The organism is Achromobacter pestifer (assembly GCF_013267355.1).
Lineage (GTDB): Bacteria > Pseudomonadota > Gammaproteobacteria > Burkholderiales > Burkholderiaceae_B > Achromobacter > Achromobacter pestifer_A.
In genome coordinates this window covers 76,393-100,332 of sequence record NZ_CP053985.1, presented here as the reverse complement: position 1 = coordinate 100,332, position 23,940 = coordinate 76,393, and the positions used below count along the sequence as shown (strand labels likewise).

Sequence of the window (23,940 nt, the reverse complement as noted above, 5' to 3'; positions counted from 1 at the left end):
AAAAGACCGCGCCCGTTGCAAGTTGATGATTTGAATGGATTTTTTCCTGGCACGGATTTCGCATATGGGTACGTACCCCAAAACCGCAACACTGGAGGGCGTTCCCATCATGGGTCCGTATCGGAAATTATGGTTCACATTGATCGCCGTATTGGCGGTCACGTTCGCTTTGCTGGGTTTCTACGGCGGCGAGGTCTATCGCCAGGCGCCGCCGATTCCCGGGCAGGTCGTGACAACCGACGGCAAGCCGCTGTTCGGCCGCGACGACATCCTGGATGGCCAGACGGCCTGGCAGTCGGTCGGCGGCATGCAGCTGGGATCGGTCTGGGGGCACGGCGCCTACCAGGCGCCGGACTGGACGGCCGACTGGCTGCACCGTGAACTGACGGCCTGGCTGGATCTGGCCGCGCGCGAGAAGCATGGGCAGGACTACGCGCAGCTGGACGCGGGCGCCCAGGCCGCGCTGCGCGCGGAACTGAAGGCCGAGTACCGCGCCAACCGCAGCGATGCCGCCACCGACACGCTGGCGGTGAGCCCGCGGCGCGCCCGCGCCATGGCGCAGACCGCGGCCTACTACGACCAGCTGTTCTCCGACGCGCCCGCGCTGCACCGCAGCCGCGAGAACTTCGCGATGAAGGAAAACACGCTGCCCGACGCCGCGCGCCGCACCCAGCTCACGCATTTCTTCTTCTGGACGGCGTGGGCCGCGGCCACCGAGCGCGAAGGCAAGAACGTCACCTACACCAACAACTGGCCGCATGAACCGCTGATCGACAACGTGCCCAGCGCCGAGAACGTCATGTGGTCCATCCTCAGCGTGGTGGTGCTGCTGGCGGGCATAGGCTTCCTGGTCTGGGCCTGGGCCTTCTTGCGCGGCAAGGAGGAGGAGGAGCCGCAGGCGCCGGCCAAGGATCCGCTGACCACGTTTCCGCTGACGCCCTCGCAGCGCGCCCTGGGCAAGTACCTGTTCCTGGTCGTGGCGCTGTTCGGCTTCCAGGTGCTGCTGGGCGGCTTTACCGCGCACTACACCGTCGAAGGGCAGAAGTTCTACGGCGTCGACCTGTCGCAGTGGTTCCCGTATTCGCTGGTGCGCACCTGGCATATCCAGAGCGCGCTGTTCTGGATCGCCACGGGCTTTCTGGCCGCCGGCCTGTTCCTGGCGCCGCTGATCAACGGCGGGCGCGATCCCAAGTTCCAGAAAGTCGGGGTCGACATCCTGTTCTGGGCGCTGGTGCTGGTGGTGGTCGGATCGTTCACCGGCAATTATCTGGCGATCGCGCAGATCATGCCGCCGGACCTGAACTTCTGGCTGGGCCACCAGGGCTATGAATACGTGGACCTGGGCCGCCTGTGGCAGATCGGCAAGTTCGCGGGCATCTGCTTCTGGCTGGTGCTGATGCTGCGCGGCATCGTGCCCGCGCTGCGCACGCCGGGCGGGGACAAGAACCTGCTGGCGCTGTTGACCGCTTCGGTGGCCGCCATCGGCCTGTTCTACGGCGCCGGTTTCTTCTACGGCGAGCGCACCCACCTGACGGTAATGGAGTACTGGCGCTGGTGGATCGTGCACCTGTGGGTGGAGGGCTTCTTCGAAGTCTTCGCGACCACGGCGCTGGCCTTCATCTTTTCGACCCTGGGCCTGGTGTCGCGCCGCATGGCCACCACCGCCAGCCTGGCCTCGGCCTCGCTCTTCATGCTGGGCGGCATACCCGGCACCTTCCATCACCTGTACTTCGCCGGCACCACCACGCCCGTGATGGCCATCGGCGCCAGCTTTTCGGCGCTGGAAGTGGTGCCGCTCATCGTGCTGGGACACGAGGCCTGGGAGAACTGGCGCCTGAAGACCCGCGCGCCGTGGATGGAAAATCTGAAGTGGCCGCTGATGTGCTTCGTGGCCGTGGCCTTCTGGAACATGCTGGGCGCGGGCGTCTTCGGCTTCATGATCAACCCGCCCGTTTCGCTGTACTACATCCAGGGCCTGAACACCACGCCGGTCCATGCGCACGCGGCCCTGTTCGGCGTGTATGGCTTCCTGGCGCTGGGCTTCACCCTGCTGGTGCTGCGCTACATCCGTCCGCAGTACGCGCTGAGCCCCGGCCTGATGAAGCTGGCGTTTTGGGGCATGAACCTGGGCCTGGCGCTGATGATCTTCACCAGCCTGCTGCCGGTGGGGTTGATCCAGTTCCACGCCAGCGTCAGCGAAGGCATGTGGTACGCCCGCAGCGAAGCCTTCATGCAGCAGGAGCTGCTGAAGAACCTGCGCTGGGGCCGCACCTTCGGCGACGTGGTGTTCCTGCTGGGCGCGCTGGCCATCGTGATGCAGGTGATCCTGGGTCTCTTGAGCGGCAAGCCCGCGCAGGCCGAGCCGCGCCTGCAGGCCAAGGCGGCGCGCGGCTAGCGGCCAGCGGCCAGCGGCCAGCGGCCCGTCCCGCGCAGGCGTGCAAACGCTTGCACGCGGCAGGACGCCAGGCAAGCGCCGGCCTCTTTGCTTCAGCGCAAAGAGGCCGGCCGCCGCAGCCGGTCCAATGGAATCCAGCCCGCGCCCGACCGGTGCGGGCATTCCGGAGCACCGCCGCATGCGCATCCTGCCGACCGTCATCGTTTCATTGCTGTTGACCGCTTGCGGGCCCCAGGAAGGGGCCCGCTTTGCATTGCCGGAAATCACGCGCCTGCCGCCCGGCCAGGTGAGCTACGTGCCGCCGGGCGAAGCGCTGCGCAACGGCTATCCCGCCACGCCGGCGCCCCGCATCGCGCGCTACCCCGAAGGCCTGGCCATCATGACGCGGCAGGTCAGCCAGGCCGAGTACGCGGCCTGCGTGCAGGCGGGCGGATGCAAGGCGCCGGACCCCGCGCAGCGCGGGGCGGTTGCGCCAGACCAGCCCGCGGTGGGCATCAGCTGGACCGATGCGTCGGCCTATGCCGCATGGCTGTCCGCGCGCACCGGGCAGCGCTTGCGCCTGCCCAGCTACGCGGAGTGGGTTTATGCGGCGGGCGAAGCCTATCGCGAGGACGCCTTGCCGGCGCTGCCGGACGGCGCCGATCCCGCGCAGCGCTGGCTGGCCGAGTACGAGCAGCAGAGCCGCCGTGGCGCGCAGGGCGATGACACGGTGCGGACCTTCGGGGCCTATGGCCGCAACCGCGCCGGTCTGATGGACATGGCGGGCAGCGTGTGGGATTGGACCGACGATTGCCATGCGCGGCACGTGCTGGACGCGCTACGCGAAGGTGCCGCCGCCAACGGCGCCGACGCGCAGGAAAGCCGCAACTGCGGCATACGCGTCGCCGCCGGCAGGCACATTGCTTATCTGCCCGACTTCATCCGCGATCCGAAGGGCGGGGCATGTTCGGTAGGCGTGCCGCCGGCGAATCTGGGGCTGCGGCTGGTGCTGGACCCCGGCTAGGGCGCGCCGCCAGCTGTCATGCGCTGGCCTCCATGGGCTCCTGCGAGGCGGGGGCGTCGTCCGCGGCCGGCGATCCGTGGCTACAGGACAGGCAGGCCGAGCAGTCCATGGCGGGTCCGGCATGTTCGCCCAGGCGGGCCAGCGCGGCGGGCGAGCGCAGCACCACGCGCTTGCGGCCGGCCGAGACGATGCCGCGCTGCTTCCAGTCGCTGAGCAGCCGGCTGACCGTGTGCAAGGTGGTGCCGGTCATCTCGGCGATGTCCTGGCGGGTGATGGGAAAGCCTATGCCTATGCCGTCCTGCATGGGTCGGCCGGATTGCTGCACCAGCCTCAGGATGGCGCGCGCGACGCGTTGTTCGACTTCGTCGGTGGACAGCTCCTGGATGCGGACATGGGCGTCCTGCAGGCGTTGCCCCATGGTCTGCAGCGCGGCCGCGGCCAGTTGGGGATGGCTGGCGGTGAAGCGTTCCCAGGCCGTGGCCGGCCACGCCAGGCAGACGCTTTCCTGCACGGCCTGGACCGTGGCGGGATAGCAGGGCTGCCGCATGGCGCAAGCCAGCCCGAACATGTCGCCCGGATTCACATAGCGCACCACGACCTGTTCGCCTTCCGGCGTCAGCTGCGCCACCTTCAGGCAACCGTGCAGCAGCACGAAGAAGTGCGCGGCCGCGGCGCCCTGGCGATAGGCCAGCGCGCCGGCCTCCAGGCGGCAAGGCGTCGCGCCGCGCAGCGCGATGTCCAGCTGCGCATCGGACAAGGGCCTGAACAGATCCAGATTGCGGAGCAGGGCGTGGCACAGCGGCGACGACGCCGCAGTCCGCTCGGAAGCGTGAGGAGGGTCCATGCCCTGATGGTGACATCACGGCCCCGGCGCGGCAATGCGCGCCGGCTCGCAGCTTGGTCCGAAGTTTGCGCTACAGCAAAGAACGCAAAGGATGCCCGGCCTTCAATGGAACTGCCGACAGACTCGGCTTGGCAGAAACCGGAACAGGAGTTTCACATGAACGCTTTGCGCCCCACCTTGCTTGCCATGGCATTGATCGCAGCGATGGCGGGCGGCCCCGTAGCCGCCCAGAACGCCGATCAGCTGGAACGCGCCAAGGTCGCGCTGGTCGCCCCGCCCATGGTCCATCCGCATGAACAGGTGGCCCGTTCGGGTCCCAAGGTGATCGAATTCACGATGACCATCGAGGAAAAGAAGATGGTCATCGACGACAAGGGCACGACCTTGCAGGCGATGACGTTCGACGGGTCCATGCCCGGTCCGACCCTGGTGGTGCATGAAGGCGATTATGTCGAGCTGACCCTGGTCAATCCGGCCACCAACGCCATGCCGCACAACGTGGATTTCCACGCGGCCACCGGCGCGCTGGGCGGAGCCAAGCTCACCAACGTGAATCCGGGCGAACAGGCCACGCTGCGCTTCAAGGCGGATCGCAGCGGCACCTTCGTCTATCACTGTGCGCCTGAAGGCATGGTGCCCTGGCATGTGGTGGCGGGCATGAGCGGCACGCTGATGGTGTTGCCGCGCGACGGCCTGAAGGATCCTCAGGGCAAGCCGCTGCGCTACGACCGCGCCTACACGATAGGCGAGTTCGACCTGTACATCCCCAAGGACGCCAACGGTAAATACAAGGACTACGCGACCTTGGCGGAAAGCTATGGCGACACGGTGGAAGTCATGCGCACGCTGACGCCGTCGCACATCGTCTTCAACGGCAAGGTCGGGGCCCTGACGGGCGCGAACGCGCTCACGGCCAAGGTGGGCGAGACGGTGCTGCTGATCCACTCGCAGGCCAACCGCGACACCCGTCCGCATCTGATCGGCGGCCATGGCGACTGGGTCTGGGAGACCGGCAAGTTCGCCAACCCGCCGCAGAAGGACCTGGAGACCTGGTTCATCCGCGGCGGCTCGGCGGGCGCGGCGCTCTACACCTTCAAGCAGCCCGGCGTATACGCCTACTTGAACCACAACCTGATCGAGGCCTTCGAGCTGGGCGCGGCCGGGCATATCAAGGTTGAGGGCAAATGGAATGACGACCTGATGAAGCAGATCAAGGCGCCGGGTCCGATCCCGCGTTGAGCGCGGCGGCAGGGCGCGCTCGGCGCGCCTTGCCCGTCTCCGTCCGCTACGCCCTCACGCCTTTCCCTTCTGGAGCCTTGCCATGTCCTCGCTTTATCGAATTGCGTTCGCCGCCGCGCTGGCCAGCTTGCCCGTCCCGCAAGCGGGCGCGGAGACCCTGGCCGCCATCAACCCGGCCGGCGAAAAACTCTACAAGTCCGCCTGTGTCGTGTGCCACGCCAGCGGCGTCGCCAATGCGCCCAGGCTGGGCGACAAGCAGGCCTGGTCGCCCTTCATCGCGCAAGGCACGGATGCGTTGCTGGCCACCGTGCTCAAGGGCAAGGGCGCGATGCCGCCGCGCGGCGGCTCGGCCGCGGACGAGTCCACCTTGAGGGCCGCGGTGGAATTCATGATGGCCGCGTCCCGCTAGCGCCGAGGTCCGGGGTCATGCTCCGAAAATAGTTGCACTTGCAATTATTAAAATTCCTCCATACGATTGCAATTGCATATGATGCAATTGCAATTCACGATGCGAAATGACGGCGGCCGTCCCCCCGGGATGCCGTCTTCGCGCCCACCAGGAGGACGCCATGGATACCCCGATAGAACCGACCGACGCCGATCCGCAGGAAACCCAGGAATGGCTGGAGGCCATGCAGGCCGTGCTGACCCACGAGGGCCGGCCGCGCATGCACTACTTGCTGGACCAACTGATAGGCCAGGACCGCGCCGGCCACGGCGGCTACGCCGCCCCGAACGCCACGCCTTACGTGAACACCATCCGGCCGGCGGAGCAGGGGCTGTTTCCGGGCGACATGGGCATCGAGCTGCGGCTGGACGCCTATCTGCGCTGGAACGCCATGGCCATGGTGCTGCGCGCGGGCAAGACCTCGGGCGTGGGCGGACACATCGCGACCTACGCCTCGGCCACGACGCTCTACGAAACAGGCTTCCGCCATTTCTTCCGCGCGGCTTCCCCGCAATTCCTGGGCGACATGCTGTACATCCAGGGCCACTCCGCGCCGGGCATCTACGCGCGCGCCTACTTGGAAGGCCGCATCTCCGAGGACGAACTCGACCGCTTCCGGCGCGAGACGGCCGGCGGCGGGCTGGCGTCCTATCCGCATCCGCGCACCATGCCCGGGTTCTGGCAGTTCCCGACAGTGTCGATGGGGCTGGGGCCGCTGATGGCCGCCTATCAGGCGCGTTACATGCGCTACCTGGAAGACCGCGAGCTGATCCCCGCGCAGGGCCGCAAGGTGTGGGGTTTCCTGGGCGACGGCGAACAGGACCAGCCCGAGACGCTGGCGGCGGTGGCGATGGCCGGGCGCGAAAAACTCGACAACCTGATCTTCGTGGTGAACTGCAACCTGCAACGCCTGGACGGCCCGGTGCGGGGCAACGCCAAAATCATCCAGGAGCTGGAAAGCGTGTACCGCGGCGCCGGCTGGAACGTCATCAAAGTGATCTGGGGAGCCGGCTGGGACGCGCTGCTGGCGCAAGACCATGACGGCCGACTGCGCCGGCGCATGATGCAGTGCGTGGATGGCGAGTACCAGGTGTTCAAGGCGCGCGGCGGCGCCTATGTGCGCGAACACTTCTTCGGCGCCGATCCCGTACTGCTGGAGCGCGTGGCGCACCTGAGCGACGAAGAGATCGGCGCGCTGAACCGCGGCGGACACGATCCGGCCAAGGTCTACACGGCCTACGCCACGGCGTTGGCCCATCGCGGCCAGCCCACTGTCATCCTGGCCAAGACCGTCAAGGGCTATGGCATGGGCGCGGCGGGCGAGGCGGCAAACACCAACCACCAGCAGAAGAAGATGGCGGATCCGGCCGTGCGCGCGTTCCGCGACCGCTTCGCCATTCCGGTGCCCGACGATCAGCTTGAACAGATTCCCTACATCAAGCCCGCGCCCGGCAGCGCCGAGCAAACCTATTTCGACGCCGCCATCGCGCGCGCCGGCGGCCACCTGCCGCGCCGGCCGGCAGGGCCCGGGCCGCTGGCCACGCCGCCGCTGGAGGCTTACGCCGCGCACCTGAAGGGCAGCGACGGACGCGAGTTCTCGACCACCATGGCCTTCGTGCGGGTGCTGGCGCAATTGCTGAAGGACCCGGCCATCGGCCAGCGCGTGGTGCCCATCGTGCCCGACGAGTCGCGCACCTTCGGCATGGACGGCATGTTCCGGCAGGTGGGCATCTATTCGCACGTGGGGCAGCTGTACACGCCGCAGGACGCCGATCAGTTGAGCGTCTACCGTGAAGACCGCCGCGGCCAGATCCTGCAGGAAGGCATCAACGAGTCGGGCGCGATGGCGTCGTGGATCGCGGCGGCCACCGCGCACAGTACGCACGGCGTGGTCACCATTCCGTTCTATATCTTCTATTCCATGTTCGGCTTCCAGCGCGTGGGCGACCTGGCCTGGGCGGCCGGCGACATCCGCGCGCGCGGCTTCCTGCTGGGCGCGACCTCCGGGCGCACCACGCTGGAGGGCGAGGGCCTGCAGCACGACGACGGCCACAGCCACGTGCTGGCCTCGGTCATCCCCTCATGCGTGGCCTACGACCCGGCCTACGCCTACGAAATCGCGGTGATCGTGCAGGACGGCATGCGCCGCATGTACCAGGAGGAAGAGGACGTCTTCTACTACCTCACGCTGATCAACGAGAAGACCGCGCATCCGCCCATGCCGGCGGGCGCCGTAGCGGGCATCCTGCGCGGCATGTACCGCTTGCGCGACGGCGGCGACGGCGCGCTGCGGGTGCAGTTGCTGGGCAGCGGCGCCATCCTGGGCGAAGCGCTGGCGGCGGCCGAGCTGCTGCGGCAGGACTTCGGCGTGGCGGCCGACGTCTGGAGCGTGACCAGCTATTCGGAACTGGGCCGCGACGGCCAGGAGGCTGAACGCTGGAGCCGCCTGCATCCGCTGGAGGACAGGCGCCGCGGCTACGCGGAAACGGTCCTGGCGGACAGCGAGGGGCCGGTGGTGGCCGCCACCGACTACATGAAGACGGTGGCCGAACAGATACGTCCGTTCATGCAGGACCGCCGCTATGTCACGCTGGGCACCGACGGCTTCGGCCGGTCCGATACGCGGGCGGCGCTGCGGGCCTACTTCGGGGTGGACCGGCACCATATCGCGCTGGCGGCCCTGAAGGCGCTGGCGGACGACGGGCTGATGCCGCACGAATGCGCGGCCGAAGCCATCGCCCGCTACGGCATCGACCCGCAGGCGGTGTCCGCAGCCTTGCCCTAGGGGCAGGCTAGACGCGCCGCGCCAGCAAAGCCCAGATCCCGGCGGCGGACAGCAGGGCGCCGCCGCCCAGATTGAAGCCGCGCTGGGCGCGGGGCGAAGCCAGCAGGCGGCGGGCGGACCCGGCGAAAATGGCATAGGCCGTGGCGTTGATGCCGGCGCAGGCGACGAAGGTCGCCGACAGGATCCAGAGCTGGCGCGTCACGTCGACGGCCGGATCGATGAACTGCGGCAGGAAGGCCACGAAGAAGATGATGCCCTTGGGGTTCAGCGCCGTCACCAGATAGGTATTGGCGAACAGCTTCCAGCGCGAACCCGAGGCGGTGGCGGTGGGCAGGGTCGCGGGCGAGACGCCGGCGCGCAGCAGCTTGAAACCCAGGTACAACAGGTACAGGCCGCCCACGATCTTGACCACCGTGAACCAGAACGCCGACGCCGCCAACAGGGCGCCCAGGCCCAGCAGCGACAGCAGCAGGGCGGTGGAATCGCCCAGCGCCACCGCCAGCACCAGCGGCAGGCGGGCGCGCCGGCCTTGCGCGATGGAGTAGCTGATGACCGTGAGTATCGTGGGGCCGGGCAGCATCACGAGCAGGGCGGACGCGCCCAGGAAAGCCAGCCAGGTTTCAAGCGACATGGGATCTGCTCCAGGGATAGGGCGGCGCGCGGCGGCCAGCCTGCCGGAAACTGTATAGCAATCGCGGCTGCCTGCAAACCGCGTCCGGCCGGGCGGCGACGCCGGGTGGTGTTAAATACGGTTTTCCCGGACAGTGAACGCGGGCCCGCAAGGGCGCGCGAAGGAAACATCATGGCATTCGATTTTGATCTGTTTGTGATCGGCGCGGGCTCCGGCGGCGTGCGCGCGGCGCGTTTCGCGGCGGGCTTCGGCGCGCGCGTGGCGGTGGCGGAAAGCCGCTACCTGGGCGGCACCTGCGTCAACGTGGGCTGCGTGCCCAAGAAACTGCTGGTCTATGGCGCGCATTACAGCGAGGACTTCGAGCAGGCCCAGGGTTTCGGCTGGACCGCCGGGCAGCCCTCGTTTGACTGGCCGACCCTGATCGCGAACAAGAACCGCGAGATCGAGCGCCTTAACGGCATTTACCGCAATTTGCTGGTCAATAGCGGTGTGACCCTGCTGGAAGGCCACGCCCGCATCGTGGATCCCCACCAGGTCGAGATCAACGGCAAGACCTATAGCACCGCCAATATCCTGGTGGCGACCGGCGGCTGGCCCCAGGTGCCGGACATTCCGGGCAAGGAGCACGCCACCACCTCGAACGAGGCGTTTTTCCTCGAGGAACTGCCGCGCCGCGTGCTGGTGGTGGGCGGCGGCTACATCGCGGTCGAATTCGCCTCCATTTTCAATGGCATGGGCGCCAAGACCACGCAGGTCTACCGCGGCCCGCTGTTCCTGCGCGGCTTCGACCAGGGCGTGCGCGAGCATCTGCGCGACGAGCTGACGAAGAAGGGCATAGACCTGCGCTTCAACTCGGAAGTGACCCGGATCGACAAGCAGGCGGACGGCACGCTGGCCGCCACGCTGAAGGACGGCTCCGTGATCGAGGCCGACTGCGTGTTCTACGCCACCGGCCGTCGGCCCATGCTGGACAACCTGGGGTTGGAGAATACGGCGGTCAAGCTGGGCAAGGGCGGCTTCATCGAAGTGGACGACGAGTACCGCACGGCCGAGCCGTCCATTCTGGCCATCGGCGACGTGATCGGCCGGGTGCCGCTGACGCCGGTCGCGCTGGCCGAAGGCATGGCGGTGGCGCGGCGCCTGTTCCGGCCCGAGGAATACCGCAAGGTCGACTACCAGCTGATCCCGACCGCGGTGTTCAGCCTGCCCAACATCGGCACGGTCGGCATGACCACCGAAGAGGCGCGCGCCGCCGGCCACGAGGTCAAGCTGTTCGAAAGCCGCTTCCGGCCCATGAAGCTGACGCTGACCGAGTCGCAGGAAAAGACGCTGATGAAGCTGATCGTGGACGCCAAGACCGACCGCGTGCTGGGCGTGCACATGGTCGGCCCGGACGCGGGCGAGATCGTGCAGGGCATCGCCATCGCGCTGAAGGCCGGCGCGACCAAGCAGGTGTTCGACGAAACCATCGGCATCCATCCCACGGCCGCCGAAGAGTTCGTGACGCTGCGCACGCCGGTCGCGCAGTAAGGGCGGGGCGCGCTACAGCCGTTCGATCATGGCGCGCGCCGCCATCGGCGCGCGTTCCTTGGCGCCATTGATGAAGAAGGCGTACACGTCCCCCGGCCGCGCCTTTTTGGCGGGGGCGCCGACCAGCGGCAGGTCCGCCGGGCCGGTTCCGCCCGCCCAGCCGCGCAGGCGCTCCGCCCAGGCGTCCAGCGCCTTGGGCGCGTAGCCCGCCTTGTAGGCCGTGCTGGCGCGCATCAGCCGCGCATAGACGAAACCGGCCGTGCGGTCGGCGATGGAGGGGTAGTCCTCGCTGTCCGTATAGACGGTGGCGGCGCCGAGGCGCCGCGCCAGTTCCAGGTATTCCTCGCAGGCGAAGCTGGCATGGCGCACGTCCAGCACATGGCGCAGCGGCAAGCCGTCCACCTTGTCCGGCAGCAGCGCGAGGAAGGCGCCGAAGTCGTCCGCGTCGAACACCTTGGTCGGCGCGAACTGCCAGACGATGGGCCCCAGCTTCGGACCCAGTTCGGCGATGCCGCTGTGCACGAAGCGGTGGATCGAGTCCTGGGCGCCCGCCAGTTCGCGGCGGTTGGTCGCGTAGCGCGAGGCTTTCAGCGAGAACACGAAACCCTCGGGCGTTTCATCGCGCCATTTGGCGAAGGTGGCCGGCTTCTGGGTGCTGTAGTAGGTGCCGTTGATTTCGATGGCGGTGAGCTGGCGGCTGGCATATTCCAGTTCGCGCGCGTGCGGCAGCTTGTCGGGATAGAAGGCGCCGCGCCAGGGGGCGTAGGTCCAGCCGCCGATACCGATGCGGATGGCGCCGTCTTTCGGATGAGGATGCGCTTGCGGCATGTCCGGCCCTCCAGGCGTGGGAACCGGACAACTGTATCGCCGGCGCCACTGGTCCGCAAACCCCGGCCGGAAGTTCGCTGTTCCGATACAGTTTTGCGCTAAGGTGTGGATTCACGTTTCCACTTTCCGCGCGGCTTCGCGCCGGCCCATCATGCCCGACCTTACCCATCTGATGACGTTCGCCCTGGTTGCCCTGGGCATGGTGCTCACGCCCGGGCCCAACATGATCTACCTGGTCTCCCGATCCATCTCCCAAGGCGCGCAGGCGGGCCTGATTTCGCTGGGCGGCGTGGCGGTCGGCTTCATCTTCTACGTGCTCTGCGCGGCCTTCGGCATCACGGCGCTGCTGATGGCGGTGCCTTACGCCTATGACGCGCTGCGCATCGGCGGCGCGCTGTATCTGTTGTACATGGCCTGGCAGGCGCTGCGTCCGGGCGGGCGTTCGCCGTTCCAGGTGCGCGAGCTGCCCAAGAGCAGCCCGCGCACGCTGTTCACGATGGGGCTGGTGACCAATCTGCTCAATCCCAAGATTGCGATCATGTATGTCTCGCTGCTGCCGCAATTCATCCAGCCCGAGCGCGGCAGCGTGTTCACGCAATCGCTGGCGCTGGGCATGACGCAGGTGGCGATCAGCCTGACGGTCAACGCGCTGATCGCGATCATGGCCGGCTCCATCGCCGGGTTCCTGGCGGGCCGTCCCTTGTGGATGGTGGTGCAGCGCTGGCTGATGGGCACGGTGCTGGCCGCGCTGGCGGTGCGCATGCTGATGGATAACCGTCGCTGATGCAGGCCGAGGACGGTTTCTTCGCTTCGCTGGGCGGCATGCTGGGCGAGGCGTTGCGCGGCGTCGTTGCCGGCTTGAAGTGGCTGCTGGGCGGAATCGGCGGCGCGCTGGGCGACTTCTATGCGGGGCTGTCGGGCGCGATGGGGATGAGTCCGACGGTGTTCAATCTGGTGGTGTTGGCGATTGGGTTGATGTTGCTTTGGGCGGCGGTCAAGGCGTTGTTGAGGCGGAGTTTGTTGGGGGTTTTGGTTTGGGGGTTTTTGGCGGTGTTGGTGTTGGGTGGGTTGATTAATTGATGGTTTTTTTTGTGTCGCGTTTTGCGGGTGTTTTTCTTCTTTAGGCGCCAGCCGCGCCGTGGGCCTGGGGCGAGCGGGGCAACGATTGCGGCCCGGAGCCTTCGCTCCGGGCTTCCCCGTCGTCATCCTCGCCTTCGGCGACTCCTTCGGATTCCCTCGGGCTTATCGACGCCCCGCTCGCCCCAGGCCCACGGCGCGGCTGGCTCCGGCGGTTGAAACTTCACGGGTGCTGGGGCGGGTGGTGTGCTTGGCGTGCTTGCCATCGGTGGGGTGGGGCGAAAGGTCTTGCGGGGCCCGCTCCCGGCCGGCCGCGCGGGCGGCCTCTGGGAGCTTACGCGGTGTCTTGCGGGGGGTGATGGCGCTGCGCGCTGTTTGTCACCGGTTCCTTAAAAGAGTCGGTGCATGGGCAGACGATTCGCCGTATTCGCGTAGCGAGCACTATAGGAATTTTATAAATCGCGTATGTATTGGTCGGCCGCCCGGGCGGCCGACTAATACGGGCAGCTCACGAGTCGCCCCTGACCACGGCTCCAGCAGCGCAACAAGCCAAGACAGCGGCAGCCCAGCGGCGCGGGCGGCGAGGCGGCTCGCAACCTCGATGCGCCCGAGGGAATCCGAAGGCAGCCGCCGCAGGCGGCAACGAGGATGACGACGGGGCAGTCCGGAGCGTAGGCTCCGGACCGCAATCGTGGGCGCGAGCCGCCTCGCCGCCCGCGCCGCTGGGCGACCTACGAAGTGCTGCGGTAGCGGCCAGTGCCGATGCCCGACCTACGAAGCCTGCCGCGCCGCCAACACCACCTTCCTCAACCTCTGCACCAACGCCGGAAACCGCTCGGCCCCCGTATTCCCATACCCGATTACCAGTCCGTTATCTTCCGGCCGCGGCGCCACCGCGAACGACGACAGCGCGCCTGGATTCATGCCAATCTTGCGCGCCTGCTCCACGATCTCCCGGTCGGGGTACGCCTCAGGCAGCCGCACCGTCAGATGCAGCCCGGAGTGTCCGCCCAGGACTTCGTGTTCGATCCCCAGGTGCGCCGCCAGCGCCTCGCGCAATGCTCCCTGGCGTTCGCGGTACAGGCGCCGCATGCGGCCCAGGTGGCGCGAGAACTGGCCGTTTTCCATGAAGGCGGCCATGGTCAGCTGCTCCAGCCGGTGGCCGCCGCGCAGCATCTCGATGATGGATGGCATCGCCTGCGCGGCGATGGCTTCGGGCAGCACCACGAAACCCAGGCGCAGCGCGGGGAACATGGTTTTGCTGAACGTGCCCACGTAGAGCACCGGCGCGTCCTCGACCAAGCCCTGCATCGCCGCTATCGGTTCGCCCTGGTGGCGGAATTCGCTGTCGTAGTCGTCCTCGATGATCCAGGCGCCGGCCTGGCGGGCGCGTTCGATCAGGCCCAGGCGGCGCGGCAGGGACAGCACCGCGCCGGTCGGGTACTGGTGCGACGGCGTGGTCTGGATCAGGCGGGGCGGGCGTTCCTGCCAGGCGCCTTCGGGGATCACGATGCCGTCCGCGTCCACGCGCATGGCCACCACGTCCAGGTCGCCGCCGTGGAAGGCGGACTTGGCGCCGCGGTAGCCGGGGTCTTCCAGCCAGGCGGTGTCGCCCGGGTTGGTCAGGAGCTGCACGCAGAGCGCCAGCGCGCCCTGGGCGCCCTCGGTGATGACGATGCGCGAAGCGTCGCAACGCACGCCGCGCGACACGCGCAGGTATTGGGCGATGGCTTCGCGCAGGGCGGGCTCGCCCACGGGATGGCCGTAGCCCAGGGCGGTGGCCGGGGCGGCTTGCAGCGCGCGGTCCTGCGCGCGGCGCCAGGCGTTGATGGGAAACTGCGTCAGCGCCGGGGTGCCGGGCGTCATGGGCAGCGAGCCGTCGTGGGCGTAGCGCGTGGACACGATGCGCGTCAGCCGCTTGGCCGTGAGGGACGGCTGGTCCGCGGGCGGGGTCGCGCGCTTGGCGGCGATGGCGGCGGCGGCCGACAGCGGCGCCACCCGTGTGCCCTGGCGGTCGGCGATCACGTAGCCCTCGGCCGTGAGCTGCTCGTAGGCGATCAGCACCGTGTTGCGCGAGATGGCCAGTTCCTCGGACAAGACGCGCGACGAGGGCAGCTTGCCGCCCGCGGGCAGTTGGCCGGCCAGGATGGCCTGCTTGAGGCGCTGGATCAGTTGGCGCTGGCGCGGCAGCGCGCCGGGGCCGCGCGTGAGCGGGCTGGACAGCAGGGCGGTGGTGTTCATCTTGGCCCTATTAAAATTCTGGATCGTGGTGCTTTTTATGATGCCACGATTCCGATATCGTGAGGGCATGCGTACTGCGTCCGTCCCTTCGGGCGGCGCGCCAACCTGAAGAGGTCCCGTAGCATGCAACCCCGCGTCAACGCTTACCAGCAACCCATCGGCCCGGACATGACGGGCTGGACCGCGCGTCCGCGTCCGCCCCTGACGCCCATCGTCGGCCGCTATTGCCGGCTGGAGCCGCTGTCGGCCGAGCGCCACGCCGAGGATCTGTACCACGCGTTCAGCCAGGCGCCGGACGACAGCGATTGGACCTATATGTCGGTGGGGCCTTTCGCGGACCTGGCGGCCTATCGCGCGTTCGCGGAAAAGGCGCAGGCCGGCGACGACCCCTTGCACCACGCCATCATCGACCTGGAAACGGGCCGCGCCATCGGCACGCTGGCGCTGATGCGCATCGACCCGGCCAACGGCGCGATCGAGGTCGGCTTCGTGTCGTTCTCGCGCCAGCTCAAGCGCACCCGCATCGCCACCGAGGCCCAGTTTCTGCTGATGCGCCGCGCCTTCGACGAATTGGGCTACCGCCGCTACGAATGGAAGTGCGACAGCCTGAACGCGCCGTCGCGCGCGGCCGCCGCCCGCCTGGGCTTCGAGTTCGAAGGCATCTTCCGCCAGGCCACGGTGTACAAGGGCCGCAGCCGCGACACGGCCTGGTTCGCCATGGTCGACGGCGACTGGCCGGCGCTGCGCGCCGCCTATGAACGCTGGCTGAGCCCGGACAACTTCGACGCGCAGGGCCGGCAGCGGCAGGGCCTGTCCGAACTGACGGCAGAGGCGCGCGCCGCGTGCGCCTGATTCCGGTTGCGCTGGCCTTGTTCTGGGGCCTGAACTGGCCGGCGGTGAAGATCATCCTGTCGATCTTCCCGCCGTTCACGCTGCGCCTGCTCGGTCTGGGCAGCGGCGCGCTGCTGCTATTGCTGCTGGCGCGCGCCAAGCGGGTGGCCTTGCTGCCGCCGCGCGAGTCGTGGCGCGGCATCATCGTGGGCGGCCTGCTCGCCGTCGCGGCCTTCAACCTGTTGGTGGCCTGGGCGCAGCTCAGCACCAGCACCTCGCGCGCGGCGGTGCTGACCTTCACCATGCCCATGATGTCGGCCTTGCTGGCCTGGGCGGTGCTGGGCGAACGCCTGGACCGGCGCCGGGCGCTGGCGCTGCTGCTGGGCGCGGCCGGGGTTGCCATCCTGGCCTGGCCGGTGCTGCGCGCGGTCTTCGGCGAACACGACGCGGCCGCGGCCAAGGGCCTGATCTTTCCACTGGTCGCGGCTTTCGGCTGGGCCGCCGGCACGGTCTACCTGAAGGGCTGGCCGGTGGCCGGCGACCGCATCGTCGTCACGGCCTGGCAGTTGGCGGTGGGCGCGGCCTGCGCCCTGGTCGGCATGCTGATCGCGGGCGAATCATTCCCCACGCAGGGCTGGAACGGCCGCGTGGTGGCGGCGCTATCGTTCCACATCATCCTGGGCACCGCCGTCGCTTACTGGCTCTGGTTCGTGCTGAGCGAGCGCGTCAGCGCCACGGTGGCCGCGCTGACCACGTTGATGGTGCCGGTGGTGGGAGTGCTGGGCGCGATGGCGCTGGTGGGCGACCGGCCCGCCGCCATGGACTGGTGGGGATTCGCCCTGGTGTTGGGCGGCGCCGCGCTGATCGTGCTGAACCTGGGCGCGGCGCCCGTGCCGCGACCCAGGCCATAAGGGCGGGCGGCTCAGCGGGCGTGCCGCAGCTTCTCACGCAGCAGTTCGGCGCCGCTCACCAGGGAGATGCCGGCCAGCACCAGCAGGGCGCCCAGCACGAAGCCGCCATCCAGCGGTTCATCCAGGATGAGCACGCCGAAGCTCACGCCGAACAGCGGCGTCATGAACGACAGGATGGACAGGCGCGACGCCAGGTAGCGGCGCAGCAGCCAGAACCATGCCAGGTAGCTGGACAGGGCGACGACCACGGATTGGAAGGCGACGCTGAGCACCGCCGATGGCGTGTAGCGAAAGCCCGCGTTGCCGGTGGCCGCAGCGTATGCCAGCAGGGTGATGGCGGCGACCGCCATCTGGTAGAGCAGCGTCTTGGCAGGCGCGGCTTCCGACAGCGAGGTCTTGCGGATCGCCACGGTGGTGGCGCCCCAGAACAGGCCGGCCAGCAGCCCCATCGCGTCGCCCAGCAGCATGTTCGGGGCGGCGGCGGAACCTTCGGCTTGGCCCTTGCCCAGGAAGGCCACGGCGATGCCGCAGAAGGCGATGGCCACGCCCAGCCACTGCAAGGGTTTCAGGCGTTCCTCGGGCAGCAGCCAGTGCAGCCCCAGCGCGGCGAAGATGGGCGCGGTGTAGAGGAACACCGACATGTGCGAGGCCGTGGTGTAGACCAGGCCTTGTGCGACGAACAGGAACTCCCCGGCGAACAGCAGGCCCACGATCAGGCCAGGCAGCGCCGTGCCGTCAGTGAGGGCGCGCAGGCCTTCGCGCCGCCACACGGCCACGGCCAGCACCAGCGCCGCGAACGCCGAGCGCAGCCCGATCTGCATGATGGGCGACACGTCCGCGGCCACCAGTTTGATGGCGATCTGCTGGAAGCCCCAGCAGACGCACAACAGCAGCATGGCGCCGGTCGCCAGCCCGTCCAGCGGCCGGCGCAAGGGCTGGACGGCGCTCACGGCAGTTCGGCGGGGTAGCTGTCCAGGGCCAGGCCGATCTGCTGGCGCAGATCCCATTCCGCCAGGGTCGACTGGACCGGGCCGAAGAAAGCGCCGTCGCGGGTCACGAACATGGCGGGCAGGTGGAAGACCTCATAGCGTTCGACCAGGCCGCGGTTGTCGCCGGCATCGACCCAGCACACGCGTTCCACCGGCAGTTCCAGCTGCGGCAGCTGTTCGCGCGCGATGCGGCAGGTGCCGCAGGTGCGGCTGTGGAAGACCAGCAGCGATAGGCCGGACGCATCCAGCAGGTAGCGGTCGGCGGTGCTGTCGTTGAGTTCTATCTGTTCCATGGAGGGGGCAGGCTGCGCAGGGGCGCCGGTCGCGGCGCGAGGCGCCCATTATGGCAGCGCGGCGCCCGCGGGCGGGAGATACCCGCGGGCCCGGCAGGGATGCCCCGGCCTCAGGCGGCGCGCAGCTTGCGGTCCAGTTCCAGCACGGATTGGTAAAGCACGCGGGTGCCGTCGAGCAGCTGCGCGGGCTCGATCCATTCTTCCGGACAGTGGCTGCGGCCGTTCAGGCAGGGGATGAAGATCATGCCGATGGGGCCGGTGGGCGCCATGTAGACCGCGTCGTGGCCCGCGCCGCTGGGCAGGCGCATGGAGGCGTAGCCCAGCTGATCGGCGGCGGCCTGCACCGCGTCCATCACCAGCGGCGTGCAGTCGGTGGGCCGGGCGCGGCTCAGCTGCGTGAAGCTTGCCGAGAGGCGCAGCGCCGTCAGGTCCGCTGCCACGCCAGCCATCAGGGTCTCGGGGAAGGCGTCCAGCACGGCGTCGCTGTCGCTGCGCATTTCCAGCGTCAGTTCGACGCGGCCGGGCACCGCGTTGGCGGCGTTCGGCGTCATGGACAGGCGGCCCACGGTGGCGACCACGTAATGCGGATTGCCGCTGGCCGCGCTGGCCTGGCGGTTGGCCGCGTCGATGATGCGGGCCGCGCCCACCAGGGCGTCGCGGCGGATGTCCATGGGCGTGGTGCCGGCATGGTCGGGCTGGCCTTGCACCGTGATCAGCACGCGGCGGATGCCAACGATGTTGGTGACCACGCCGATGGGCAGGCCGCGGCTTTCCAGCACCGGGCCCTGTTCGATATGCAGCTCGACGAACGCCGCGGTGCCGCCGGGGCCGCGCAGCGGCGCGCCCAGCGCCGACGGGTCGCCGCCGATGCGGGCGATGCCGGCCGCCAAGGTCTCGCCGTCAGCGTTGCGGGCCTGCAGCATGTCGGGCGTCAGTTGGCCGCAGAGGGCGCGGCTGCCGACGCAGGAAATGCCGTAGTCGCTGGGTTCCTCGGACAGGAAGTCGATGACCTCGAAGGGGTGGTCCAGTTGCACGCCGTGCTCGCGCAGGGTGTGGGCGACTTCGATGCCGGCCAGCACGCCGATGATGCCGTCGAAGCGGCCCCCGGCCATGACGGTGTCGCAGTGCGAGCCGATGGCGATGGGCTTGCGCGCGGGATCGCGCCCGGCCAGCGTGCCTATCAGGTTGCCGCCGGCATCCAGGCGGGTCGTCAGGCCCGCGGCCTCGAATTCGCCGCGCAGCCAGGCGCGGGCCTCATCGAATAGCGGCGAGAATGCGCGGCGGGTCCAGGGGACGTCGGGCAGGGTGTATCGGGAAAGGGTTTCGACGCGGGCCCAGAGGCGCTCGGCGTTCAGGGGAGGAAATATGGGGGGCGTGGCTTGCGGCATGGTGCTTCCTGGAGATCCGCCAGCGATTATGGCACGCTGTATTGCAGGTGCTGCGGCGCGGCGCCGCCCGTCCGCAGTCGCAGGCCGCAGTCCGAGCCGCAGCTACGAGGCCTGTCGCCACGCAGGTTCGCGCTTTTCCAGGAAAGCGCTGACGCCTTCGCGGGCTTCCTCCGTGCTGCGCACGGCCGCGATGCGTTCCACCGTGTCGGCGATGAGCGCGGCGTCGATCTCCTGGCCGGCGAAGTCGCGCACCAGCCGCTTGCTGGCCTGCACCGCTGCGGGGCCGTTGTCGGCCAGCGCGTGGCAGATGGCTTCGGCTGCCGCGCGCAAGCGGTCCAGCGGCACAACTTCGTGTACCAGGCCCATGCGGAATGCGGCCGCGGCATCGAAGCGTTCGGCGGTCAGGAAGTACCGGTTGGCCGCGCGTTCGCCCATGGCGCGGATCACATAGGGGCTGATGGTGGCGGGTAGTAGCCCCAGCCGCGTCTCCGACAGGCAGAAGTGGGCGCTGTCCGCGGCGATGGCGATGTCGCAGGCCGACATCAGGCCCATGCCGCCGGCATAGGCGTCGCCGTTGACGCAGGCCACCACAGGCTTGGGGCAGGACCAGACCGCATGCAGCATGCGGGCCAGCTTGGCCGCGTCGGCGCGGTTTTCGGCGTCGGTCAGCGTGGCCATCTTGCGCATCCAGTTCAGGTCGCCGCCCGCGCAGAAGGCCTTGCCCGCGCCGGTCAGCAGCAGCACGCGCACGGCGGGATCGTCCACCGCCGCCTGCACGGCGCTGGTCAAGGCGGCGATCAGCGTGTCGTCGAACGCGTTGCGCATCTCGGGGCGGTTCAGCGTCAGGCGGGCGATCGGGCCGTCGTGGGCGACGTCCAGCGGGGCGGGCGTGGTCATTGCAGGTCTCCAGTTTTCTTGATTCGGGCTCAATAAATGCAACGGGACTGTCTGAAGATTCTAGGTTGAAATCTCCGGTCATGCGATCCAAACTTCATAAATATTGAGTTATCCTCAAAAAAAGAAAAGGAGCGAGACATGAACCTACCCGCGGGCGGCACGGCTGCCGGCCAACGCTACGCGTCGGTTTTCCGGCCCGGCCTCTACCAAGGCAAGACCATCGTCGTGACGGGCGGCGGCAGCGGCCTGGGCCGCTGCACCGCGCACGAGCTGGCGTCGCTGGGCGCGGGCCTGGCGCTGGTGGGACGCAAGCCGGACAAGCTGCAGGCGGCGCAGGACGAAATCTCCCGGATCTATCCGGAGGCCGCCGGCCGCATCAGCGTGCACGCCTGCGATATCCGCGACGAGGCCGGCGTGCGCGGCGCGGTGGCCGACGCGCTGGCGCGGCACGGCGCCATCGACGGCCTGTTCAATTGCGCGGGCGGGCAATTCCCGGCGCCGCTGGACCGCATCAGCTACAACGGCTGGAACGCGGTGGTGCAGAACAACCTGCACGGCACCTTCCTGATGTCGCGCGAGGTCTATACCCAGCACATGCGCCAGCACGGCGGGGCCATCGTCAACATGCTGGCCGACATCTGGGGCGGCATGCCGGGCATGGGACACTCGGGCGCGGCCCGCGCCGGCGTTTGGAACCTGACCGAAACGGCGGCCTGCGAATGGGCCCACGCCGGCGTGCGAGTCAATGCGGTGGCGCCGGGCTGGATCGCTTCCAGCGGCATGGACAGCTACGACGAGGCCTACCGCGCCGTGTTGCGCGAACTGCGCACCAAGGTGCCGCTGCAGCGCTTCGGCACCGAGGCCGAGCTGGCGGCGGCGGTGGTGTTCCTGCTGTCGCCGGCGGCGGCCTTCATCAACGGCAGCGTCATCCGGGTGGATGGCGGCGTGCCCAACGCCCGCCATTCCTGGAGCCTGGCGCCCGCCGAGCGGGGCGAGGCCTACAACGGCTTTCCTCAGTACGAGCCGCCGTCCTTGTTTTCCGACGATTGAAGCCGATGCAGGGCATCCCGCACTTCGCCGAGGAACTGCGCCAGCGCCAGGGCGTCCTGCCCGGGCGGCTGCAGCGCCTGCCACAGAAATCCGACCAGCTGGTCGGCGGTGGCGGCCACGTTCACGCGCGCGCCGCGCAGGATGGCGTCCCACAGCACGTGCTCCATCGGCCCGTAGACCGCCGAGCGCAAGAGGCGCAGCGGCATGTCGCGGCGGATGTCGCCGTCGGCCTGGCCCTGGGCCAGGATGCCCATCAGCGGCGCGGTGTAGCGGCGTTGCAGTTCCGCGTAGACCTCGCCGAAATCATCGTTGCGCGCGCGCCCTTCGGACAGGATGAAGGCGCACAGCCCGGTGCCTTCGGCCAGCAGGTGGCGCAGGTGCGCATGCACCAGGTAATGCAGCCGGGCCCGCGCGCCATGCACGTGGGGCAGGCTGTCCTCGACCTTGGCGATGATCTCGTCGTACCAGTCGCTGATCACCCGCACGCACAGTTCGCGCTTGCCGCCGAAATAGGTGAACACCGTGGCTTCGGACACGCCCAGGCGCTGCGCGATCTCGGTGGTGGTGGCGGCCTGGAAGCCGGCTTCGGAAAAGACCTGGCGGGCGACGCGCAGGATGTCGCGGATACGCTGTTCGGATTTGGCGCTGGCCGGCGGTCGGCGCATTGGGACGGTGGCGGCTTTTTCCATGCGGCGGGCTGTGAGCTGCGGGTGGGCGGGGCTTATTATTGAGCCAGGGTCAAGTTTGAGGCAAGACGTTACATCGCCGGCGCCTGGCGCCGGCGCGTTCGACAACAACATCAGAGACAAACCATGCTGTCCAGAGCCGATTCCTATACGCAGCTTGCGTCCCAGTTCCAATGGCAGGTGCCGGCGGCCTACAACATCGGCGTCGACGCCTGCGACAAGTGGGCCGACGGCAGCGGCCGGCTGGCGCTGATCTACGAGAAGAGCGACGGTGCGCAGTCGCGTTACACCTTCGATCAGATCAAGGCGCTGTCCAACCGCCTGGCGCACAGCCTGGAGCGCCACGGCGTCAAGCGCGGCGACCGCGTCGCCGTCTACCTGCCGCAGGCACCCGAGACGGCGGTGACTCATATCGCGGTCTACAAGATGGGCGCGGTGGCGGTGCCGCTGTTCACGCTGTTCGGCGTCGACGCGATCCAGTACCGCCTGGCCAACAGCGGCGCGGCCGCGCTGGTGACCGACGCCGAAGGCTGCCGCAAGCTGCGCGAGATCCGCGCCAGCCTGCCGGACCTGAAGGTGGTCTATTGCATCGACCCGGACTGCCCGGACGATGCCGTGCCGTTCCATGCCGCGCTGGCGGCGGAATCCGAGGACTACACGCCGGTGGCGACGGCGGCCGATGACCCGGCCGTCATCATCTACACCTCGGGCACCACCGGCAAGCCCAAGGGTGCGCTGCATGCGCACCGGGTGCTGCTGGGCCACCTGCCGGGCGTGGAGATGTCGCACGAGTTCTTCCCGGAAAACGCCGCGCTGATGTGGACGCCGGCCGATTGGGCCTGGATCGGCGGCCTGCTGGACGTGCTGCTGCCGTCCTGGCACCACGGCGTGCCGGTGCTGGCGCGCCGCTTCGAGAAATTCGACGGCGCCAGCGCCTTCGAACTGATGGCGCGCCACGGCGTGACGCACACCTTCCTGCCGCCCACCGCGCTGAAGATGATGCGCGGCACCGAGCTGCCGGCCGGGGCCGGCGCGCTGGCGCTGCGCTCGGTCGCCAGCGGCGGCGAGTCGCTGGGGGCGGAACTCATAGACTGGGGCCGGCGCGTGCTGGGCGTGACCATCAACGAGTTCTACGGCCAGACCGAATGCAACATGCTGGTGTCGTCCTGCTCGTCCCTGTTCGACCCCTGCGTCGGCGCCATCGGCCGCGCGGCGCCTGGCCACCGCGTTGCTATTGTGGATGACAGTGGCGTCGAAGTGGCGGATGGACAGGAGGGCAATATCGGCGTACTGCGCCCGGACCCCGTCATGTTCCTGGGCTACTGGAACAACCCCGAGGCCACCGCCGAAAAGTTCGCGGGCGACTATCTGCTGACCGGCGACCAGGGCGTGCGCGACGCCCAGGGTTTCATCCGCTTCGTCGGCCGCAACGACGACGTCATCACCAGCGCCGGCTACCGCATTGGCCCCGGACCCATCGAGGATTGCCTGATCGGCCATCCCGCCGTGCGCATGGCGGCGGTGGTGGGCGTGCCCGACGCCCAGCGCACCGAGATCGTGATGGCCTATGTGGTGCTGAATGAAGGCTTCGAGGGTAGCGACGCGTTGGTGAAGGAGCTGCAGGCCCACGTGCGCAAGCGCCTGGCGGCGCACGAATATCCGCGCGCGATCCGCTTTGTAACCAGTTTGCCGACCACCGCCACCGGCAAGATCATCCGGCGTGAGCTGCGCGACGGCCGCTACGCTTGACCCGTCTCAACCGGTGACAATGTCGTCCAAGAGGATGGGTTGACGGCCAACCCGCCGCTGCAAGTATGATGGCGCAAATTGCTACGGCCCCATGCTAATTGGGGCCGTATCACCATTAGCCTTAC

The 23,940-nt window shown here is 68.5% G+C and carries 21 protein-coding genes; 12 read left to right on the top strand and 9 right to left on the bottom strand.

All coding sequences use genetic code 11. The features are described 5' to 3' along the window. Window positions 1–109 precede the first annotated feature (109 nt). Together FOC84_RS00950 and FOC84_RS00945 are read left to right on the top strand one after the other, a co-directional pair. Complete coding sequence (locus FOC84_RS00950) at window positions 110–2,395, top strand: nitric-oxide reductase large subunit (RefSeq protein ID WP_173149896.1); 2,286 nt, start codon at window positions 110–112, stop codon at window positions 2,393–2,395. Window positions 2,396–2,522: 127 nt separating this feature from the next. Continuing rightward, window positions 2,523–3,398, top strand: a complete 876-nt coding sequence (locus FOC84_RS00945) for a formylglycine-generating enzyme family protein (protein ID WP_254241867.1) — start codon at window positions 2,523–2,525, stop codon at window positions 3,396–3,398. A gap of 16 nt (window positions 3,399–3,414) precedes the next feature. Here FOC84_RS00945 and FOC84_RS00940 read toward each other — a convergent pair whose 3' ends face one another. Next, the gene (locus tag FOC84_RS00940; protein WP_173142777.1) at window positions 3,415–4,242 is read right to left on the bottom strand and encodes a Crp/Fnr family transcriptional regulator; all 828 of its coding nucleotides are present in this window, start codon (window positions 4,240–4,242) and stop codon (window positions 3,415–3,417) included. A gap of 156 nt (window positions 4,243–4,398) precedes the next feature. Here FOC84_RS00940 and nirK point away from each other — a divergent pair, with 156 nt between their 5' ends. From nirK to aceE, 3 genes are all read left to right on the top strand, one after another. After that, a complete protein-coding gene (gene nirK / locus FOC84_RS00935) occupies window positions 4,399–5,481 on the top strand; it encodes a copper-containing nitrite reductase (protein ID WP_173142776.1) in 1,083 nt (360 codons plus the stop codon). A gap of 82 nt (window positions 5,482–5,563) precedes the next feature. Further along, window positions 5,564–5,890 (top strand): c-type cytochrome, encoded by a 327-nt coding sequence (locus FOC84_RS00930; RefSeq protein WP_173142775.1) that lies wholly within the window; start codon window positions 5,564–5,566, stop codon window positions 5,888–5,890. Window positions 5,891–6,050: 160 nt separating this feature from the next. After that, window positions 6,051–8,714, top strand: coding sequence for a pyruvate dehydrogenase (acetyl-transferring), homodimeric type (aceE, locus tag FOC84_RS00925; RefSeq protein WP_173142774.1), 2,664 nt, complete (start codon window positions 6,051–6,053; stop codon window positions 8,712–8,714). 7 nt (window positions 8,715–8,721) lie between these two features. On the opposite strand, the gene FOC84_RS00920 is transcribed toward aceE, so the two are convergent. Continuing rightward, complete coding sequence (locus tag FOC84_RS00920; protein ID WP_173142773.1) at window positions 8,722–9,345, bottom strand: LysE family translocator; 624 nt, start codon at window positions 9,343–9,345, stop codon at window positions 8,722–8,724. A 171-nt stretch (window positions 9,346–9,516) separates the two neighbouring features. On the opposite strand from FOC84_RS00920, the gene gorA reads away from it, so the two are divergent. After that, complete coding sequence (gene gorA, locus FOC84_RS00915) at window positions 9,517–10,875, top strand: glutathione-disulfide reductase (RefSeq protein WP_173142772.1); 1,359 nt, start codon at window positions 9,517–9,519, stop codon at window positions 10,873–10,875. A gap of 12 nt (window positions 10,876–10,887) precedes the next feature. Here gorA and FOC84_RS00910 read toward each other — a convergent pair whose 3' ends face one another. After that, window positions 10,888–11,703: a DUF72 domain-containing protein gene (locus FOC84_RS00910; protein WP_173142771.1), complete on the bottom strand. Its 816-nt coding sequence runs from the start codon at window positions 11,701–11,703 to the stop codon at window positions 10,888–10,890. Between the two features lie 151 nt (window positions 11,704–11,854). Here FOC84_RS00910 and FOC84_RS00905 point away from each other — a divergent pair, with 151 nt between their 5' ends. Both FOC84_RS00905 and FOC84_RS00900 read left to right on the top strand, forming a co-directional pair. Continuing rightward, window positions 11,855–12,487, top strand: a complete 633-nt coding sequence (locus FOC84_RS00905) for a LysE family translocator (protein WP_173142770.1) — start codon at window positions 11,855–11,857, stop codon at window positions 12,485–12,487. Beyond that, window positions 12,487–12,783, top strand: coding sequence for a hypothetical protein (locus tag FOC84_RS00900; RefSeq protein ID WP_173142769.1), 297 nt, complete (start codon window positions 12,487–12,489; stop codon window positions 12,781–12,783). The genes FOC84_RS00905 and FOC84_RS00900 overlap by 1 nt, the downstream gene beginning before the upstream one ends. 768 nt (window positions 12,784–13,551) lie before the next feature. Here the strand turns inward: FOC84_RS00900 and FOC84_RS00895 are convergent. After that, window positions 13,552–15,021, bottom strand: coding sequence for a PLP-dependent aminotransferase family protein (locus FOC84_RS00895; RefSeq protein WP_173142768.1), 1,470 nt, complete (start codon window positions 15,019–15,021; stop codon window positions 13,552–13,554). A gap of 123 nt (window positions 15,022–15,144) precedes the next feature. Between FOC84_RS00895 and FOC84_RS00890 the strand changes: the two genes are divergently transcribed. After that, window positions 15,145–15,873, top strand: a complete 729-nt coding sequence (locus tag FOC84_RS00890) for a GNAT family N-acetyltransferase (RefSeq protein WP_173142767.1) — start codon at window positions 15,145–15,147, stop codon at window positions 15,871–15,873. Beyond that, a complete protein-coding gene (locus FOC84_RS00885) occupies window positions 15,864–16,763 on the top strand; it encodes a DMT family transporter (protein WP_173142766.1) in 900 nt (299 codons plus the stop codon). The genes FOC84_RS00890 and FOC84_RS00885 overlap by 10 nt, the downstream gene beginning before the upstream one ends. 11 nt (window positions 16,764–16,774) lie before the next feature. On the opposite strand, the gene FOC84_RS00880 is transcribed toward FOC84_RS00885, so the two are convergent. The 4 genes from FOC84_RS00880 to FOC84_RS00865 all read right to left on the bottom strand — a co-directional run bounded on the left by FOC84_RS00880 (window position 16,775) and on the right by FOC84_RS00865 (window position 20,330). Further along, complete coding sequence (locus FOC84_RS00880; RefSeq protein ID WP_173142765.1) at window positions 16,775–17,713, bottom strand: DMT family transporter; 939 nt, start codon at window positions 17,711–17,713, stop codon at window positions 16,775–16,777. Further along, the gene (locus tag FOC84_RS00875) at window positions 17,710–18,045 is read right to left on the bottom strand and encodes a thioredoxin family protein (protein WP_173142764.1); all 336 of its coding nucleotides are present in this window, start codon (window positions 18,043–18,045) and stop codon (window positions 17,710–17,712) included. Before FOC84_RS00875 ends, FOC84_RS00880 begins: the two co-directional genes overlap by 4 nt. Window positions 18,046–18,155: 110 nt before the next feature. Further along, entirely contained in the window at window positions 18,156–19,433 is a 1,278-nt protein-coding gene (locus FOC84_RS00870) for a Zn-dependent hydrolase (protein ID WP_173142763.1), read from the bottom strand. 102 nt (window positions 19,434–19,535) lie between these two features. Continuing rightward, window positions 19,536–20,330, bottom strand: coding sequence for an enoyl-CoA hydratase/isomerase family protein (locus FOC84_RS00865; RefSeq protein ID WP_173142762.1), 795 nt, complete (start codon window positions 20,328–20,330; stop codon window positions 19,536–19,538). Window positions 20,331–20,468: 138 nt separating this feature from the next. On the opposite strand from FOC84_RS00865, the gene FOC84_RS00860 reads away from it, so the two are divergent. Further along, the gene (locus FOC84_RS00860) at window positions 20,469–21,380 is read left to right on the top strand and encodes an SDR family oxidoreductase (protein ID WP_173142761.1); all 912 of its coding nucleotides are present in this window, start codon (window positions 20,469–20,471) and stop codon (window positions 21,378–21,380) included. On the opposite strand, the gene FOC84_RS00855 is transcribed toward FOC84_RS00860, so the two are convergent. Beyond that, window positions 21,344–22,069 carry a TetR/AcrR family transcriptional regulator gene (locus FOC84_RS00855; RefSeq protein ID WP_173142760.1) on the bottom strand — a complete coding sequence of 242 codons (726 nt, stop codon included), beginning with the start codon at window positions 22,067–22,069 and terminating at the stop codon, window positions 21,344–21,346. The two genes, FOC84_RS00860 and FOC84_RS00855, sit on opposite strands and share 37 nt — an antisense overlap. A 123-nt stretch (window positions 22,070–22,192) precedes the next feature. On the opposite strand from FOC84_RS00855, the gene FOC84_RS00850 reads away from it, so the two are divergent. Further along, the gene (locus tag FOC84_RS00850; RefSeq protein WP_173142759.1) at window positions 22,193–23,815 is read left to right on the top strand and encodes an acyl-CoA synthetase; all 1,623 of its coding nucleotides are present in this window, start codon (window positions 22,193–22,195) and stop codon (window positions 23,813–23,815) included. The last annotated feature ends 125 nt before the right edge of the window (window positions 23,816–23,940 follow it).